Source organism: Streptomyces sp. NPDC002838, assembly GCF_040295365.1.
Lineage (GTDB): Bacteria > Actinomycetota > Actinomycetes > Streptomycetales > Streptomycetaceae > Streptomyces.
This window is the reverse complement of the sequence record NZ_JBEOVF010000017.1, coordinates 143778-159719: the sequence shown is the minus strand read 5'-3', so window position 1 is coordinate 159719 and position 15942 is coordinate 143778. Positions and strand designations below refer to the sequence as shown.

Below are 15942 nucleotides of genomic sequence, written 5' to 3'. Positions count from 1 at the left end.
GGTCCCACCCCTGTCTTTCGTCAGGGGAGGCACACGACGATCGCAAGCTGTGACGGTATCGCCCCGCCGCCTACGGTCCGTAACCATGGACTTCGAGGACACCGAGCTCTACCGCGACATCACCGACGCCGCCCGCGGCACCCCTACGTGGGTACAACACACCGTCGAAATATGGACGGAGGCCGGAATCCTGCTCTTCGCCGCCCTGTGCGCGGCGACTTGGTGGCGGGCCCGGCGCGAAACCACCCACGTATTCGCGATCGCGGCCCTTGCACCTCTGGCCACGGCTGTGGCGTACGTGTGCAGTGAGGTGCTCAAGTCCGGTTTCACGGAGGAACGTCCGTGCCGGGCGGTCGCCGGAGCGGCCCCCTCGATCGCCGCCTGCCCGCCGCCCGGCGACTGGTCCTTCCCCAGCAACCACGCCACGATCGCGGGCGCCGCGGCCGTCGCCCTGGCCCTGGCCCGGCGCGCGCTCATCCGGCTGACGGCCCCGCTGGCCCTGCTCATGGCCTTCTCCCGGGTCTTCGTCGGCGTCCACTACCCGCACGACGTGGCCGCGGGGCTCGCCCTGGGAGCGGTCGTCGCCTTCGCCGTCATACGGCTGTGCACGGGCCCGGCGACCCGGGTGGCCGAGGCGATGCGCGCCTCGTCGGCGCCCGCCGTACGGTGGTTGACGGGGCCGGGCCCGGCGCCCGTGCCGTCGTATGCCACGCACCGGCGCGGCTGAGCCTCATGGCTCCACCAGCCCCGCCTCGTACGCCACGATCGCCGCCTGCACCCGGTTGCGCACCCCCAGCCGGTCCAGGACCGCGCTCACGTACGCCTTCACCGTGCCCTCGACGAGGTGCAGTCTGGCGGCGATCTCCGGGTTGGACAGTCCGGCGCCGACAAGGCCCAGAACCTCCCGCTCGCGCGGGCTCAGCTTCTGCACGCGCGCGCGTGCGGCGGCTTCGCGTCCCAGGCGGCCGTCACTGCCACCGAGGCCGTCGATGACGTACCGAGCGACCTTCGGAGACAGAAAGGCGCCGCCGCCCGCGACCGCCCGTACACCCGCGATCAGTTCGTACGGGTCCCCGGACTTGAGCAGGAAGCCGGTGGCGCCGCCGCCGAGCGCGCGGACCACGTAAGCCTGTTCGGAGAAGGTGGTGAGCATCGCGACCGCCGTACCGGGAACCGCCCGTACGATCTCCTCCGCCGCGGCGAGCCCGTCCAGGCGCGGCATACGGATGTCGAGCAGGGCCACGTCCGGGCGGTGGGCCCGGGCCAGATCGACCGCCTCGTGCCCGTCGCCCGCCTCGGCGACGACCTCCGTCTCGCCGCTGCTCCCCAGGATGGCCCGCACTCCCGCGCGGACCATCGCCTCGTCGTCGGCCAGCAGTACCCGGATCACCGTGCGAACTCCTCATACTCTTCGCGTCCCTCGCCGGACAGGCCGACTCTGGGGATCACATCCTTGGCGACGAGCCGCCCTTCGGCGTCGAAGCACAGTCTGAAGTGGTCGACGGAGACGAGGAGTTCGCCGCTTACCCGGTAGTAGCGGCAGTCGGTGTCCCCGGGTTGTGCCGGTGCCCGTTCAACGGGGGCGTCGCGGACCGCGCGGTCCGGGAGCACGGGTGCGATCTCGTCGGCCGTGGTGCCCAGGCGCAGCTTCGCGTACGCGGCGGGCTGAAGGACCGAGTGCGTCTCCGTGTACGCGTACCAGCCGAAGGCCCCGCCGACCAGGACGACGCCCGCGCAGGCGGCGGCCGCGATGGCGACGACCACACGGCGGCGGGCGCGCGTGAAGGGCGCCGAGGGGACGGCGGTGCGGGGTGCCCTCGGCGTCGGCTGTTCGGGGACGTACGCGCGGACCCGGAACCCGTCTCCGTGCGGGCCCGCCGCGAAGTCGCCGCCGGCCGCGGTGACGGCGACGCGCAGGCCGAGCAGTCCGGAGCCGCCGGAGGACGGGGAACTCTTCTGCGTGGGCCGCCCGTTGGTGATGGTGACGGTCGTGCCGCCCGCCTCCTCCGCCGCCGCGACGGTCACCGGTGCGCCCGGCGCGTGCCGGGCCGCGTTGGTCAGGGCCTCGCGCACCACCCGGTGCAGGATCCGCTCGGCGACCCCGCCCGGCCGTACCGCCGTACTGGATCCGGCCGGCTCCCAGCGCACCGGCAGCCCCGACTCGGCGGCGCGCGCGACGAGTTCTTCGACGCTCTCGCCCGCCGGGGTCAGCGGCACCGGCTCGTCGTCCTCCCGCAGGACACCGATGATGCGGTGCAGCCGGTCCGTGGCGTCGGCGGCGGCCGCGCGCAGGTCCGCCGCGGCGGCGCGGTGCCGGCCGGGGAGATCGGCGGCCACCTGGAGGGCGCCCGCGCGCAGGGCGATCAGGCTCAGTTCGTGGCCCAGGGAGTCGTGCATGTCCTGGGCGATCCGGGCGCGTTCACGCAGGCGCGCCCGCTCCTCGGCGCCGCGCCGCTCGTCCTCCAGGCGGGCGGCCCGCGTCCAGCCCGCCGCCGCCAGCTCCCGGCTCTGCCGCCAGTAGCGGCCGCCGAGCCAGGGGAAGACACAGCCGAAGAGCAGCGTGCCGGTCAGGACCACCCATTCCGGTGCGGGGTCGACGCCGACGAGCGCGATCTTCACGGTGCCGGCGCAGCCGACGGCGACGAAGACCAGCGCCGCGGGACGCACCCGAGCCGCCCGCAGTCCGAGCAGCAGGGCGAGGACGCCGAGGGCGGGGCCGTAGGAGACGGTGAACAGGGCGGGGGCGGTGAGCAGACTCAGTACGGCCGTCAGCCCGAAGGCGACCAGGGGACGCCGCCGGGCGAGCGCGACCGCCGCGGCGAGCACGCCCAGGCCGGCCGCCTGCTGCCACGCGGGGCGCGGCTCGTTCAGCCCGAGGCCGTCCGCCGTGAGTGCGGGCAGCGCGAGGGACACCCACAGGAGGCAGACGCTCCAGAACCGAGGACCTTCCATCCGTCCGACGCTACAAGCGGTCGTGGATGTGGCACCTCTGTCGATCGTCAGGTGCTGTGGCTCCGTGGCGGTACACCCGAGTTCCCGCCCACGCATGGCAGGATCGGAAGGCCATGACTGCGCCCACGAAGCCCTCGCACAGCATCGACAGCCCTCTCGGCGACGCCCCCGGCGAGCCGCTGCACTCCCCTGTCATCTCCTGGTTCGACGAACACGCCCGTGACCTGCCCTGGCGGCGGCCGGAGGCCGGACCGTGGGGGGTGATGGTCAGTGAGTTCATGCTGCAGCAGACGCCGGTCAACCGCGTCCTGCCCGTCTACGAGCACTGGCTGGCCCGCTGGCCACGCCCGGCCGACCTGGCCCGGGAGGCCCCCGGCGAGGCCGTCCGCGCCTGGGGCCGGCTCGGTTACCCGCGCCGCGCCCTCAGGCTGCACGGCGCCGCCGTCGCCATAGCGGAACGGCACGGCGGCGACGTCCCGACCGAGCACGCCCAACTGCTCGCGCTGCCGGGCATCGGCGAGTACACGGCCGCTGCCGTCGCCTCCTTCGCCTACGGGCAGCGGCACGCGGTGCTGGACACCAACGTCCGCCGGGTCTTCGCGCGGGCCGTCACCGGCGTGCAGTACCCGCCGAACGCCACCACCGCCGCCGAGCGCAAGCTGGCCCGCGCGCTGTTGCCCGAGGACGAGCGGACCGCCGCCCGCTGGGCCGCCGCGTCCATGGAGCTGGGCGCGCTGGTGTGCACGGCCAAGAACGAGACGTGCCACCGCTGTCCGATCGCCGCGCAGTGCGCCTGGCGGCTCGCGGGCAAGCCGGAGCACGAGGGGCCGCCGCGCCGCGGCCAGACGTACGCCGGCACCGATCGTCAGGTGCGCGGCAAGCTGCTCGCCGTCCTGCGCGAGGCCCACCGGCCCGTCCCGCAGGCCGCCCTGGACCAGGTGTGGCACGAGCCGGTACAGCGCGCGCGGGCCCTGGACGGGCTCGTGGCGGACGGTCTGGTGGAGCCGTTGCCGGGTGGTTTGTATCGACTGCCGTTGACCTAGCTGCCGACCTGATCACATGCCGAATCACCCCATACCGGAGTGATTCGGAGCACCCATTTGCCCCTTTCCTCCTTCTGTTACACAACCGACGGACAGCCGAGTGCTAGCCGCGCGCTGCTTCGGACAGCCTCGTGACAACGCCTCCGTAACTTCATTCCCGTGCCCGGCAGACCGGGCCGACGACGGAGAGACCGACGGCGAACAGGCCGATCGGCAACGGGGAGCAGGAGGCGGTCGACATGGCGCAGGGCGAGGTGCTCGAGTTCGAGGAGTACGTCCGCACCCGGCAGGACGCGCTTTTGCGCAGCGCCCGACGGCTGGTACCGGACCCGGTCGACGCGCAGGACCTGCTGCAGACGGCGCTGGTGCGGACGTACGGCCGCTGGGACGGCATAGCGGACAAGCGGCTCGCTGACGCCTATCTGCGCCGCGTGATGATCAACACCCGGACCGAGTGGTGGCGGGCGCGGAAGCTGGAGGAGGTGCCGACCGAGCAGCTGCCGGACGCCTCGGTCGACGACGCCACCGAGCAGCACGCGGACCGCGCCCTGCTGATGGACATCATGGCGGTGCTGGCTCCCAAGCAGCGCAGTGTCGTGGTGCTGCGACACTGGGAGCAGATGTCCACGGAGGAGACGGCCGCCGCCCTCGGCATGTCGGCCGGAACGGTCAAGAGCACGCTGCACCGGGCGCTCGCCCGGCTCCGCGAGGAGCTGGAAGCCCGCGATCTGGACGCACGCGCGCTGGAGCGTGAGGAGCGGGAGCGTTGCGCGGCCTAGGCAGTGAGGCCGGTGGCACCGGGCACACAGGTGGGGATTCCGACGGATCCGACGGAAGCGAACCCCCCGGGCCCGGGCCGACACCGGCCCGAGGGACCTTTCAGGCGGTGATCACGGCGGTGGCCGTGCTCGCCGCCCTCACCCTTTTCGTCTCCGCCTGCGGCACGGGCGGCACCGGCGCCCGGGACGAGGGGCCGGCCCGCTCCAACTCGGTCGCGGGCGGGGCAGCCTCGCCCGCACCCTCGCCCGCCCCCAGCAAGACCCTCGACACCGCCGACGCGGTCAGGATCGTCAAGGACGACCCGCAGGTCTCCGCGGAGGTCAAGCGCGAGCTGAAGCCGTGCGTCGCCGACCAGTACCCCGTCGACGTGTCGTACGGCGACCTGACCGGAGGATCCGCCGACGACCTCGTCGTCAATGTGCTGACCTGCGGAGACGCGGTCGGCATCGGCTCGTACGTGTATCGCGAGGAGGACGGGTCGTACCAGAATGTCTTCAAGGTCGAGGAGCCTCCGGCCTATGCGGAGATCGACCGCGGATACCTGGTGGTGACCAAACAGGTGTACGAGAAGGGTGACCCGGTGTCGAGTCCGTCCGGCGAGGTCGTGAGCACGTACCTGTGGACCTCCGACCGGTTCACGAAGAAGTACAGCAAGCGAACCGAATACAGCCACGCCGTCGGGGGCGACCCCACGCCGGTGCCGGACAACTGACCCGCCGGTCCACGGCGGTGTGAACCGATCGGGCCGTCCGATCCGATCACCGGGTAGAACACCGAGTCCGATCACGAGTTTCCGATCGCCCGGCAACGATCACCGAACAACGACCATCGAGCAACGACACGAGGACTGAGAGCAGCGGGATGGCAGACCAGACCCACGTCCTGTTCGTCGAGGACGACGACGTCATCCGCGAGGCCACCCAGCTCGCCCTGGAGCGGGACGGCTTCGCGGTCACCGCCATGCCCGACGGGCTGTCGGGCCTGGAGGCGTTCCGCGCGAACCGCCCCGACATCGCCCTGCTGGACGTCATGGTCCCCGGCCTCGACGGCGTCAGCCTGTGCCGGCGTATCCGGGACGAGTCGACCGTGCCGGTGATCATGCTGTCGGCGCGCGCCGACTCGATCGACGTCGTGCTGGGCCTGGAGGCGGGCGCCGACGATTACGTGACCAAGCCGTTCGACGGCGCGGTCCTGGTCGCCCGGATCCGCGCGGTGCTGCGGCGCTTCGGGCACGCGAGCGGCGGCGACCGTACGGACGAGTCCGCCGCCCCGGGAGCCGACGGCGGCCTGCTGACCTTCGGCGAACTGGAGATCGACACCGAGGGCATGGAGGTGCGCCGGGCCGGACAGCCGGTGGCGCTGACGCCGACCGAGATGCGGCTGCTCCTGGAGTTCTCCTCCGCGCCGGGCACGGTCCTGTCGCGGGACAAGCTGCTGGAGCGCGTGTGGGACTACGGCTGGGGCGGGGACACGCGCGTCGTCGACGTCCATGTGCAGCGGTTGCGTACGAAGATCGGCCAGGACCGGATCGAGACGGTCCGCGGCTTCGGCTACAAGCTCAAGGCCTGAGCAGGGGTATCAGGGGTATGAGGGGGAATCTTCGACGCCCGACCACCGAGAGTCCGGGCCTGCGTACGGGGCTGAGATGGAAGCTCAGCGCCGCCATCGCGCTGGTCGGCGCGCTCGTGGCGATCGCGCTCAGTCTCGTCGTGCACAACGCGGCCCGGGTCTCGATGCTGGACAACGCGCGAGACCTCGCCGACGAGCGGGTCCAGATCGCGCAGCGCAACTACGAGCTCGCCGAGCGGCCGAACTTCCCCAACATCAAGATCGACGACCCTCAGCTGCCGGCGGAACTGCGCGCGAAGGTCGAGCAGGGGCGCCGGGCGACCTACGTCTCCGACCGGCCGAACGGCGTACCGGACATATGGGCCGCCGTACCGGTCAAGGGCGGGAAAGTACTGTCCCTGCACACGGGGTTCACCGACCGCAGCACGGACATCCTCAACGACCTCGACCAGGCCCTGGTGATCGGGTCCATCGCGGTCGTCCTCGGCGGTAGCGCGCTCGGGGTGCTCATCGGCGGCCAGCTCTCACGCCGGCTGCGCAAGGCGGCGGCCGCGGCGAACCAGGTCGCCAAGGGCGAGCCGGACGTACGGGTGCGGGACGCCATCGGCGGGGTGGTACGGGACGAGACCGACGACCTGGCGCGGGCGGTGGACGCGATGGCGGACGCGTTGCAGCAGCGCCTGGAGGCGGAACGCCGGGTCACCGCCGACATCGCGCACGAGCTGCGTACCCCGGTGACCGGGCTGCTGACGGCGGCCGAGCTGCTGCCGCCGGGCCGCCCGACGGAACTGGTGCTGGACCGGGCGAAGGCCATGCGCACGCTCGTCGAGGACGTGTTGGAGGTGGCCCGCCTCGACGGCGCCTCCGAGCGGGCCGAGCTGCAGGACATCATGCTGGGTGAGTTCGTCAGCCGGCGGGTGGCTGCGAAGGACCCGGACATCGAGGTACGGGTGGTGCACGAGTCGGAGGTCACGACCGACCCGCGCCGACTGGAGCGCGTGCTGTTCAACCTGCTCGCCAACGCCGCCCGGCACGGCAAGCCGCCGATCCAGGTCACCGTCGAGGGCCGGGTCATCCGGGTTCGCGACCACGGGCCCGGTTTCCCCGAGAACCTGCTCGCCGAGGGCCCGAGCCGCTTCCGCACGGGCAGCACCGACCGGGCCGGCCGCGGCCACGGCCTGGGCCTGACCATCGCGGCCGGGCAGGCCCGGGTACTGGGCGCCCGGCTGACCTTCCGCAACGTACGGCCGGCCGGCGCACCGGAGGACGTACCCGCGGAGGGTGCGGTCGCCGTGCTGTGGCTGCCGGAGCACGCGCCGACGAACACGGGGAGCTATCCGATGCTGCCGTAGTAGGAAGCGAGCGCCCGGGCGTTCAGCACGCCCAGTCCTGCGACGTGTCGACGCCGCCCTCGCGCGGCTGGGTGAAGGAGAACCAGTTTCCGGAGTCGTCGCGGAACAGCGCCTCCGTGCCGTACGGACGCTCCTGCGGCTCCTGCAGGAACTCCACGCCTCGGTCCTTGAGCTTCTTGTAGTCGCCGTGGATGTCGTCGGTGGTCAGCACCCCCGCGCCGAGCGCCCCCTTGGCCACCAGCTTCTTGATCATCTCGGCGGACTCGGGGTCCATCCCCGGCCCGTTCGGCACCATCAGCGTGAGCTCGACGTCGGGCTGGTTCGGGGAACCGACGGTGAGCCAGCGCATGCCGCCCTCGCCCATCGTCATGTCCGTACGGACTTCGAGGCCGAGCTTCTCGGTGTAGAACCTCTTGGCCCGGTCCTGGTCCAGGACCCAGACGGTGGAGATGGCGAGACCCTTGATCATGGCGTGCTCCTGTCGGCTGCCGTTCGCGCTTGCCATGTCACCGTAGGCAGCGGCGCCGTCAGTCCGCTTCTCCAGAATTGCGCTGCGCTGGGGCGGGAGCGGCGGGCGCCGGTCTGAAGCCTCCGGCCCAGTGCATGACGTAGCACCCCGGTATGAGGGCGGTCCCGCGCCCCACGTGCTTCGCCCGGTATTCGCTGGGCGTCAGCCCTGTCAGCGCCTTGAACCGGGTCGAGAACGTGCCCAAGCTGCTGAAGCCGACGAGGTTGCAGATCTCCGTCACCGACAGGTTCGCGGTACGCAGCAGGTCCTCGGCGCGCTCGATGCGGCGGTGCGTCAGGTACTGGCCGGGGGTCTCGCCGTACACCTCTTTGAAGGCCCGAATGAAGTGGTAGCGCGAGTACCCCGCGTGTGCGGCCACCGCGTCCAGGTCGAGCTCCGAGTCGGCCCAGTCACGGTCCATGGCGTCCTTTGCCAACCGCAACTGCCGCATCTTGTCCATACGGCGATGGTGGCACGGGGCACCGACAATCGAGGGTCGGCTGCATTCCGCCCGTCCGGCGTTCGAGAACGAGTCCGTTCAGGCCGAAGGAGTCCGGCCGGCGGAGCCCGGCGGGGTACAGGGGCCTTAGCTCCAGCGGGAGTGCAGGGGGCGGAGCCCCACCGGGGCCCCGCCGGGCCTGGGGGCAGCCCCCAGCCACACGCACCCCCATGAAGAAGACCCCCGGCATGAAGAAGACCCCCGGCACGAACCGCCGGAGGCCTTCGCACAGGTCGAGCGTCAGACCGCCTCAGCCACCGGCGCCGACACGCCCGTACCGTCCGCCGATTCCTCGCCCGCCTTCTGCGGCCCCGCGCCCTTCAGCGGGACCTCCTTCACGAACACCGCCGCCGCCAGCGCGACCACCGCCACGGCGGCCCCCAGCAGGAACGCCGAGTGCGTGCCGGCCGACACCGCGTGCTGGTACGCCTCGCGAGCCGCGACCGGAAGCTTCGCCAGACTCGCCGCGTCCAGCTGCGCGGACTGCTCGGTCACCTTCGAGCCCAGCGCACCGGCCCGCTCGGTCATGACGTCCTGGACGCGGTGGTTGAACAGCGCGCCCATGATCGCGACGCCGAAGGAGGAACCGAGCGTACGGAAGAGGGTGGTGGACGAGGACGCCACGCCCATGTCCTTCATCTCCACGCTGTTCTGCGCGACCAGCATGGTGATCTGCATCAGGCAGCCCATACCGAGACCGACGACGGCCATGTACACACCGGACGTGAGGCGCGAGGTGTCCGCGTCCATCAGCGACAGCAGGTACAGCCCGACGACCATCAGCACGCTGCCGACGACCGGGAAGACCTTGTACTTGCCGGTGTTCGTGGTCACCCGCCCCGCGATCATCGAGGTGACGAGCATCGCCCCGAGCATCGGCAGGAGCAGCAGCCCGGAGTTGGTCGCGGAGGCACCCTGCACCGACTGCTGGTACAGCGGCAGGAAGAGGGTCGCGCCGAACATCACGAACCCGGTGATGAAGCCGATGATCGACATCAGCGTGAAGTTGCGGCTGCGGAAGATGTGCAGCGGCACGACCGGCTCGGCGGCCTTCGTCTGCCAGAACAGGAACCCGATGAGCGCGGCGACACCGATCCCGATGAGCTCCATGATCCGCGCGGAGGTCCAGGCGTACTCCGTGCCGCCCCAGGTGGTGACGAGCACGATGGCGGTGATGCCCACGGTCAGCAGGCCGGCGCCCAGGTAGTCGATCCGCGCCTGCGCCCGCTTCTTCGGCAGGTGCAGGACGACGCTGATCGCAGTGAGCGCCACCACGCCGAGCGGCAGGTTGATGTAGAAGGCCCAGCGCCAGCCCCAGTGGTCGGTGATGGTGCCGCCGACCAGCGGCCCGCCGATCATCGCGAGCGCCATGACACCGGCCATCATGCCCTGGTACCTGCCGCGCTCGCGGGGCGGTATCAGGTCGCCGATGATCGCCATGACGCCGACCATCAGACCGCCGGCGCCGAGACCCTGGACAGCACGGAAGCCGATCAGCTGTCCCATGTCCTGGGCCATGCCGCTCAGCGCGGACCCGATCAGGAAGAGCACGATCGAGCTCATGAAGACGCCCTTGCGCCCGTACATGTCGCCGAGCTTGCCCCACAGCGGGGTGGAGGCGGCGGTCGCCAACGTGTAGGCGGTGACCACCCACGACAGGTGCTCGAGCCCACCCAGCTCGCCCACGATCGTCGGCATCGCGGTGCCCACGATCATGTTGTCGAGCATCGCGAGCATCATCGTGATCATCAGCGCGAGCAGGACGACCCGCACGCTCCTGGGCTGCTTTCCCGCCTCTGGGTCGACCGTGTCGACCGCCGCTGTGTCCGCCATCGTTCCCACTCCCCTGGACCCCGCCCCCGGGCGGCTACTTACTTGCCGACCGGCTAGTTGACTACACTCGGAAGGTAGACGCGAAACTAGCCGGGCGTCAAGTAAGTTTTTCGGAAAGCGCGAGGAGTACGAGGATGGGCGGCACCATGGACGGCACCAAGCAGCGGCGCCGCGGGAACACCCGCCAGCGCATCCAGGACGTGGCGCTCGAACTCTTCGCCGAGCAGGGCTACGAGAAGACCTCCCTGCGCGAGATCGCCGAGCGCCTGGAGGTCACGAAGGCGGCGCTCTACTACCACTTCAAGACCAAGGAAGAGATCATCGTCAGCCTCTTCGAGGACCTGACGAAACCGATCGAGAACCTGATCGAGTGGGGCAGGCAGCAGCCGCACACCCTCGAGACGAAGCAGGAGATCGTACGCCGCTACGGCCAGGCCCTGACCGACGCGGCACCCCTGTTCCGCTTCATGCAGGAGAACCAGGCGACGGTGCGGGAACTGAGCATCGGCGAGATGTTCAAGAGCCGCATGCTCTCCATGCGCGACATCATCATCGACCCGGACGCGGACCTGGTCGACCAGGTCCGCTGCATCAGCGCTCTGTTCACGATGCACGCCGGGATGTTCGTCCTGAAGGACCTGGAGGGCGACCCCGAGGAGAAGCGCAAGGCGGTCCTCGAGGTCGCGATCGACCTGGTGACGCAGGCGCACCGCGGCGGCCAAGGTCCTTAGACCGTCACGCCCTTGGAGCGCAGGAAGGCGACCGGGTCGATGGCCGACCCGTAGCTCGCCTTCGTACGGATCTCGAAGTGCAGGTGCGGGCCGCTGGAGTTGCCGGTGTTGCCGGACAGGGCTATGCGCTGGCCGGTCTTGACGATCTGGCCGGCCTTCACGTCGATCCGGGACAGGTGGGCGTACTGGGAGTAGGTCCCGTTGCCATGCTTGATGACGACGGCGTTGCCGTACGCGGGCCCGTCACCGGCGCCGTTGCCGCCCGCCTTGACGACGGTTCCGCCGTGCGCGGCCACGACCTTGGTGCCGCTCGCCACGGCGAAGTCCTGCCCGCTGTGGGTGGACTGCCACATACCGCCGGCCTGGGCGAAGCTGGCGGACAGCTTGTAGTTCTGCACCGGGTCGACCCAGGAGGGCTTCTTCTTCGCGGCGGCCTTCTTCACGGCCGCGGCCTTCGCCTTCGCGTCAGCGGCGGCCTTGGCGGCCTTGGCCTGCGCGGCGGCCTGAGCCTGGACGGCACTTGCGGTGCTTGCGGCCGCGTTCGTATCGGCGGCGACCGCGACCCCGGCCCCCAGCACGACCGAGGCTCCCAGGCCGGCGGCCAGCACGGCGGCGCGAGTGCGGAGCGGGGACGTACGGGAAGAACGGGACAGGGCACGCTGGAACATCGAAAACCTCATGGGGACGGCGACAGGGAAAACCACCCGACGCGTTGGTCATTCGCCGGATGGCCATCCCTTGGTAACCCGGGTCCCCACAAACCCCCAAAATCGTGATCTACGACGAAAGTTAGTACTTACCCCATAAAATCTCTACTTCTTGACAGACCGTCCATCCGGCAGAAATTGGCCAAGAATGGCGAAATCCACCCAGAATTCACAGCCGAATGTCTCTTTTGTCCGCCTTGCCGTTTCCACTATTCCCCCTAGTAACGGACAAATCGCCTGTGCGGCATGTCACCGGCCGGGGAAGCTTTGATCTTCGGCTCATACCCGTCATGTGAGCTACATCTCTGGCCACTTACCGTCCAGTAACCCTACGGTTCCCCTCGCGCCACCATCTCCGACGAGCATGCACTCGACAACTTCAGCGTTTACGGACGTGAGAGGAACCCCCACATGAGCAGACGACGCCCCTGGGCGCGCCGCGCAGCCGTCACCGCCGTCACCGCAGCCGCCCTCGTGGCGCTGGCCGTCCCCGCCGAGGCCGCGACGACGACCACGAGCACCTCCACGACCGCCACGGCCGCCGCAGCCGAGGACGTCGACTACGCGACCTGGCAGAAGGACTGCCAGGCCGTGATGGACCAGGCCCTGCCCTACCTGAAGCAGCGGATCGCGAACACGAAGCCGGGCGAGAAGCAGGCGATCGTCTTCGACATCGACAACACCACCCTGGAGACCGACTTCGGCTTCAGCTACCCGCAGCCGGCCAACGCGCCGGTTCTGGAGGTCGCCGAGTACGCCCAGGAACACGGCGTCTCCCTGTTCTTCGTGACGGCCCGTCCGGGGATCATCTACTCGGTCACCGACTACAACCTGAAGAACGTCGGATACAAGGTCTCCGGGCTCTACGTCCGCAGCTTCACCGACCTCTTCAGGGACGTCGCTCAGTACAAGACCGCCCAGCGCGTCGACATCGAGTCGAAGGGCTACACGATCATCGCGAACATCGGCAACAGCGCCACCGACCTGTCGGGCGGCCACGCCGAGAAGACGTACAAACTGCCGGACTACGACGGCCAGTTGTCGTAAGTCGCAGCAGGCATGCGGAAGGGGCCGGTGCTCGAAAGCACCGGCCCCTTTCTGGCGTTGCCCGAAGGCTTACGCCTCCTTGCTCAGGTTCGGCCCAGCCCCACCGGCCGCCTGCTCGATCGGCGGGACGTCCGGCAGCGCCGACTTCTCCTCACCCCGGAAGGTGAAGGTCTTGGCCTCGCCCTCGCCCTCGGTGTCCACGACCACGATGTGACCGGGACGCAGCTCGCCGAAGAGGATCTTCTCCGACAGCGAGTCCTCGATCTCGCGCTGGATGGTGCGACGCAGCGGACGCGCACCCAGCACCGGGTCGTAACCCTTCTTGGACAGCAGCTCCTTGGCGGACTGGGAGAGCTCGATGCCCATGTCCCGGTCCTTCAGGCGCTCGTCCACCTTGCCGATCATCAGATCGACGATCGCGAGGATGTCGGCCTGGGTCAACTGCGGGAAGACGACCACGTCGTCGACGCGGTTGAGGAACTCGGGGCGGAAGTGCTGCTTGAGCTCGTCCGACACCTTGTTCTTCATGCGCTCGTAGTTGGTCTTCGTGTCACCCGCGGCGGCGAAGCCGAGGTTGAAGCCCTTGGAGATGTCCCGGGTGCCGAGGTTGGTCGTCATGATGATGACCGTGTTCTTGAAGTCCACGACCCGGCCCTGGGAGTCGGTCAGGCGACCGTCCTCCAGGATCTGCAGCAGCGAGTTGAAGATGTCCGGGTGGGCCTTCTCGACCTCGTCGAAGAGGACGACGGAGAACGGCTTGCGGCGGACCTTCTCGGTCAGCTGGCCGCCCTCTTCGTAACCCACGTATCCGGGCGGGGAACCGAAGAGACGCGACACCGTGTGCTTCTCGCTGAACTCCGACATGTCGAGGGAGATCAGCGCGTCCTCGTCGCCGAAGAGGAACTCGGCGAGCGCCTTGGACAGTTCGGTCTTACCGACACCGGACGGGCCGGCGAAGATGAACGAACCACCGGGACGCTTCGGGTCCTTCAGACCGGCACGCGTACGACGGATCGCCTTCGACAGCGCCTTGACGGCGTCCTTCTGACCGATGACCCGCTTGTGGAGCTCGTCCTCCATGCGGAGCAGTCGGCTGGACTCCTCCTCGGTCAGCTTGAAGACCGGGATGCCGGTGGCGGTCGCGAGGACCTCGGCGATCAGCTCGCCGTCGACCTCGGCGACGACGTCCATGTCGCCGGCCTTCCACTCCTTCTCCCGCTTGGCCTTGGCGGCCAGGAGCTGCTTCTCCTTGTCGCGGAGAGAGGCGGCCTTCTCGAAGTCCTGCGAGTCGATCGCGGACTCCTTGTCGCGGCGGACACCGGCGATCTTCTCGTCGAACTCGCGCAGGTCCGGCGGCGCGGTCATCCGGCGGATGCGCATCCGGGAACCGGCCTCGTCGATCAGGTCGATCGCCTTGTCCGGCAGGAAGCGGTCCGAGATGTACCGGTCGGCCAGGGTGGCGGCCTGCACCAGCGCCTCGTCCGTGATGGAGACGCGGTGGTGCGCCTCGTACCGGTCGCGCAGGCCCTTGAGGATCTCGATCGTGTGCGGCAGGGACGGCTCGGCGACCTGGATGGGCTGGAAGCGGCGCTCGAGGGCCGCGTCCTTCTCCAGGTGCTTGCGGTACTCGTCCAGCGTGGTCGCACCGATGGTCTGCAGCTCGCCGCGGGCCAGCATCGGCTTCAGGATGGAGGCCGCGTCGATGGCGCCCTCGGCGGCACCCGCACCGACCAGCGTGTGGAGCTCGTCGATGAACAGGATGATGTCGCCGCGGGTGCGGATCTCCTTGAGCACCTTCTTCAGGCGCTCCTCGAAGTCACCGCGGTAGCGGGAGCCGGCGACCAGCGCGCCGAGGTCCAGGGTGTAGAGGTGCTTGTCCTTGAGGGTCTCGGGCACCTCGCCCTTGACGATGGCCTGGGCGAGGCCCTCCACGACGGCGGTCTTGCCGACGCCGGGCTCACCGATCAGGACCGGGTTGTTCTTCGTACGGCGGGACAGCACCTGCATGACCCGCTCGATCTCCTTCTCGCGCCCGATGACCGGGTCGAGCTTGGACTCACGAGCGGCCTGGGTGAGGTTCCGGCCGAACTGGTCGAGGACCAGGGACGTCGAGGGGGTGCCCTCGGCAGGCCCGCCGGCGGTGGCGGTCTCCTTGCCCTGGTAACCGGAGAGCAGCTGGATGACCTGCTGCCGCACCCGGTTGAGATCTGCGCCCAGCTTGACCAGGACCTGGGCGGCGACGCCCTCGCCCTCGCGGATCAGGCCGAGCAGGATGTGCTCCGTGCCGATGTAGTTGTGGCCCAGCTGAAGGGCCTCGCGGAGCGACAGCTCCAGGACCTTCTTGGCACGGGGGGTGAAGGGGATGTGCCCGGACGGGGCCTGCTGCCCCTGCCCGATGATCTCCTCCACCTGCTGGCGGACCGCCTCGAGCGAAATCCCGAGGCTCTCAAGGGCCTTGGCGGCGACACCCTCACCCTCGTGGATCAGGCCCAGGAGGATGTGCTCGGTGCCGATGTAGTTGTGGTTGAGCATCCGGGCTTCTTCCTGAGCCAGGACGACAACCCGCCGCGCGCGGTCGGTGAACCTCTCGAACATCGTTAATCGCTCCTCAGAGCGGTCAGGCAGTGGGGGGAACTTCCCCTCCCTGTCCTTCCGCAGCTTAGTCCCGCAAGCGGGGACCGCTCATTCCTACTGCCGACACCGTCCTTGGCCTCCTGACCCCGAACGCCGACATATGCTCCAACCCGATGGTGCGAGACGATGTTCCCGCAGGCCAGGCAGTTACCCCCACCATCAGTACGCCGATGGCGAACGTGAGACGGCCTTTCCCTGCGTGTCGCCCCCTCCCACTAGGGATGTCTTACCCGCTCGGACCGACAGTCCATGCCGCGCGCACCGGTTCCCTCCGCTATGGGCGAACA

At 69.6% G+C, this 15942-nt stretch carries 15 protein-coding genes; 8 read left to right on the top strand and 7 right to left on the bottom strand.

Annotated elements, in window-relative coordinates; all coding sequences use genetic code 11:
• Positions 1-85 precede the first annotated feature (85 nt).
• On the top strand, positions 86-727 hold the full coding sequence (locus tag ABT063_RS22740) for a phosphatase PAP2 family protein (RefSeq protein WP_351059198.1): 642 nt from the start codon (positions 86-88) through the stop codon (positions 725-727).
• A gap of 3 nt (positions 728-730) precedes the next feature.
• On the opposite strand, the gene ABT063_RS22735 is transcribed toward ABT063_RS22740, so the two are convergent.
• Both ABT063_RS22735 and ABT063_RS22730 read right to left on the bottom strand, forming a co-directional pair.
• Entirely contained in the window at positions 731-1390 is a 660-nt protein-coding gene (locus tag ABT063_RS22735; protein WP_351059197.1) for a response regulator transcription factor, read from the bottom strand.
• On the bottom strand, positions 1387-2952 hold the full coding sequence (locus ABT063_RS22730) for a sensor histidine kinase (protein ID WP_351059196.1): 1566 nt from the start codon (positions 2950-2952) through the stop codon (positions 1387-1389). The genes ABT063_RS22735 and ABT063_RS22730 overlap by 4 nt, the downstream gene beginning before the upstream one ends.
• A gap of 113 nt (positions 2953-3065) precedes the next feature.
• Between ABT063_RS22730 and ABT063_RS22725 the strand changes: the two genes are divergently transcribed.
• From ABT063_RS22725 to cseC, 5 genes are all read left to right on the top strand, one after another.
• Complete coding sequence (locus ABT063_RS22725; protein ID WP_351059195.1) at positions 3066-3995, top strand: HhH-GPD family protein; 930 nt, start codon at positions 3066-3068, stop codon at positions 3993-3995.
• 239 nt (positions 3996-4234) lie between these two features.
• Positions 4235-4774 carry a SigE family RNA polymerase sigma factor gene (locus ABT063_RS22720; RefSeq protein WP_351059194.1) on the top strand — a complete coding sequence of 180 codons (540 nt, stop codon included), beginning with the start codon at positions 4235-4237 and terminating at the stop codon, positions 4772-4774.
• Positions 4775-4881: 107 nt separating this feature from the next.
• Positions 4882-5487, top strand: coding sequence for a hypothetical protein (locus ABT063_RS22715; protein WP_351059193.1), 606 nt, complete (start codon positions 4882-4884; stop codon positions 5485-5487).
• 149 nt (positions 5488-5636) lie between these two features.
• Positions 5637-6344: a two-component system response regulator CseB gene (gene cseB, locus ABT063_RS22710; protein WP_351059192.1), complete on the top strand. Its 708-nt coding sequence runs from the start codon at positions 5637-5639 to the stop codon at positions 6342-6344.
• A gap of 17 nt (positions 6345-6361) precedes the next feature.
• On the top strand, positions 6362-7696 hold the full coding sequence (cseC, locus tag ABT063_RS22705; RefSeq protein ID WP_351059191.1) for a two-component system sensor histidine kinase CseC: 1335 nt from the start codon (positions 6362-6364) through the stop codon (positions 7694-7696).
• 22 nt (positions 7697-7718) lie between these two features.
• On the opposite strand, the gene ABT063_RS22700 is transcribed toward cseC, so the two are convergent.
• The 3 genes from ABT063_RS22700 to ABT063_RS22690 form a co-directional block, all read right to left on the bottom strand.
• Positions 7719-8165 carry a VOC family protein gene (locus ABT063_RS22700; protein ID WP_351059190.1) on the bottom strand — a complete coding sequence of 149 codons (447 nt, stop codon included), beginning with the start codon at positions 8163-8165 and terminating at the stop codon, positions 7719-7721.
• 58 nt (positions 8166-8223) lie between these two features.
• On the bottom strand, positions 8224-8664 hold the full coding sequence (locus ABT063_RS22695; protein WP_502990865.1) for a helix-turn-helix transcriptional regulator: 441 nt from the start codon (positions 8662-8664) through the stop codon (positions 8224-8226).
• A 279-nt stretch (positions 8665-8943) separates the two neighbouring features.
• Positions 8944-10536, bottom strand: coding sequence for an MDR family MFS transporter (locus tag ABT063_RS22690; RefSeq protein ID WP_351059189.1), 1593 nt, complete (start codon positions 10534-10536; stop codon positions 8944-8946).
• Between the two features lie 134 nt (positions 10537-10670).
• Here ABT063_RS22690 and ABT063_RS22685 point away from each other — a divergent pair, with 134 nt between their 5' ends.
• The gene (locus tag ABT063_RS22685; RefSeq protein WP_351059188.1) at positions 10671-11267 is read left to right on the top strand and encodes a TetR/AcrR family transcriptional regulator; all 597 of its coding nucleotides are present in this window, start codon (positions 10671-10673) and stop codon (positions 11265-11267) included.
• Here the strand turns inward: ABT063_RS22685 and ABT063_RS22680 are convergent.
• Complete coding sequence (locus ABT063_RS22680) at positions 11264-11935, bottom strand: M23 family metallopeptidase (RefSeq protein WP_351059187.1); 672 nt, start codon at positions 11933-11935, stop codon at positions 11264-11266. The genes ABT063_RS22685 and ABT063_RS22680 overlap by 4 nt on opposite strands.
• A gap of 450 nt (positions 11936-12385) precedes the next feature.
• Between ABT063_RS22680 and ABT063_RS22675 the strand changes: the two genes are divergently transcribed.
• Positions 12386-13021 (top strand): HAD family acid phosphatase, encoded by a 636-nt coding sequence (locus ABT063_RS22675; protein WP_351059186.1) that lies wholly within the window; start codon positions 12386-12388, stop codon positions 13019-13021.
• 69 nt (positions 13022-13090) lie between these two features.
• Here the strand turns inward: ABT063_RS22675 and ABT063_RS22670 are convergent, their stop codons facing one another.
• Entirely contained in the window at positions 13091-15616 is a 2526-nt protein-coding gene (locus ABT063_RS22670) for an ATP-dependent Clp protease ATP-binding subunit (protein WP_351059185.1), read from the bottom strand.
• Positions 15617-15942: the final 326 nt, after the last annotated feature.

Coding starts and splice junctions, on each gene's coding strand:
- ABT063_RS22730 (WP_351059196.1), bottom strand. CDS start 2,952: ATGGAAGGTCCTCGGTTCTGGAGCGTCTGCCTCCTGTGGGTGTCCCTC.
- ABT063_RS22740 (WP_351059198.1), top strand. CDS start 86: ATGGACTTCGAGGACACCGAGCTCTACCGCGACATCACCGACGCCGCC.
- ABT063_RS22675 (WP_351059186.1), top strand. CDS start 12,386: ATGAGCAGACGACGCCCCTGGGCGCGCCGCGCAGCCGTCACCGCCGTC.
- ABT063_RS22720 (WP_351059194.1), top strand. CDS start 4,235: ATGGCGCAGGGCGAGGTGCTCGAGTTCGAGGAGTACGTCCGCACCCGG.
- cseC (WP_351059191.1), top strand. CDS start 6,362: ATGAGGGGGAATCTTCGACGCCCGACCACCGAGAGTCCGGGCCTGCGT.
- ABT063_RS22700 (WP_351059190.1), bottom strand. CDS start 8,165: ATGATCAAGGGTCTCGCCATCTCCACCGTCTGGGTCCTGGACCAGGAC.
- ABT063_RS22685 (WP_351059188.1), top strand. CDS start 10,671: ATGGGCGGCACCATGGACGGCACCAAGCAGCGGCGCCGCGGGAACACC.
- ABT063_RS22670 (WP_351059185.1), bottom strand. CDS start 15,616: ATGTTCGAGAGGTTCACCGACCGCGCGCGGCGGGTTGTCGTCCTGGCT.
- ABT063_RS22725 (WP_351059195.1), top strand. CDS start 3,066: ATGACTGCGCCCACGAAGCCCTCGCACAGCATCGACAGCCCTCTCGGC.
- ABT063_RS22695 (WP_502990865.1), bottom strand. CDS start 8,664: ATGGACAAGATGCGGCAGTTGCGGTTGGCAAAGGACGCCATGGACCGT.
- cseB (WP_351059192.1), top strand. CDS start 5,637: ATGGCAGACCAGACCCACGTCCTGTTCGTCGAGGACGACGACGTCATC.
- ABT063_RS22690 (WP_351059189.1), bottom strand. CDS start 10,536: ATGGCGGACACAGCGGCGGTCGACACGGTCGACCCAGAGGCGGGAAAG.
- ABT063_RS22680 (WP_351059187.1), bottom strand. CDS start 11,935: ATGTTCCAGCGTGCCCTGTCCCGTTCTTCCCGTACGTCCCCGCTCCGC.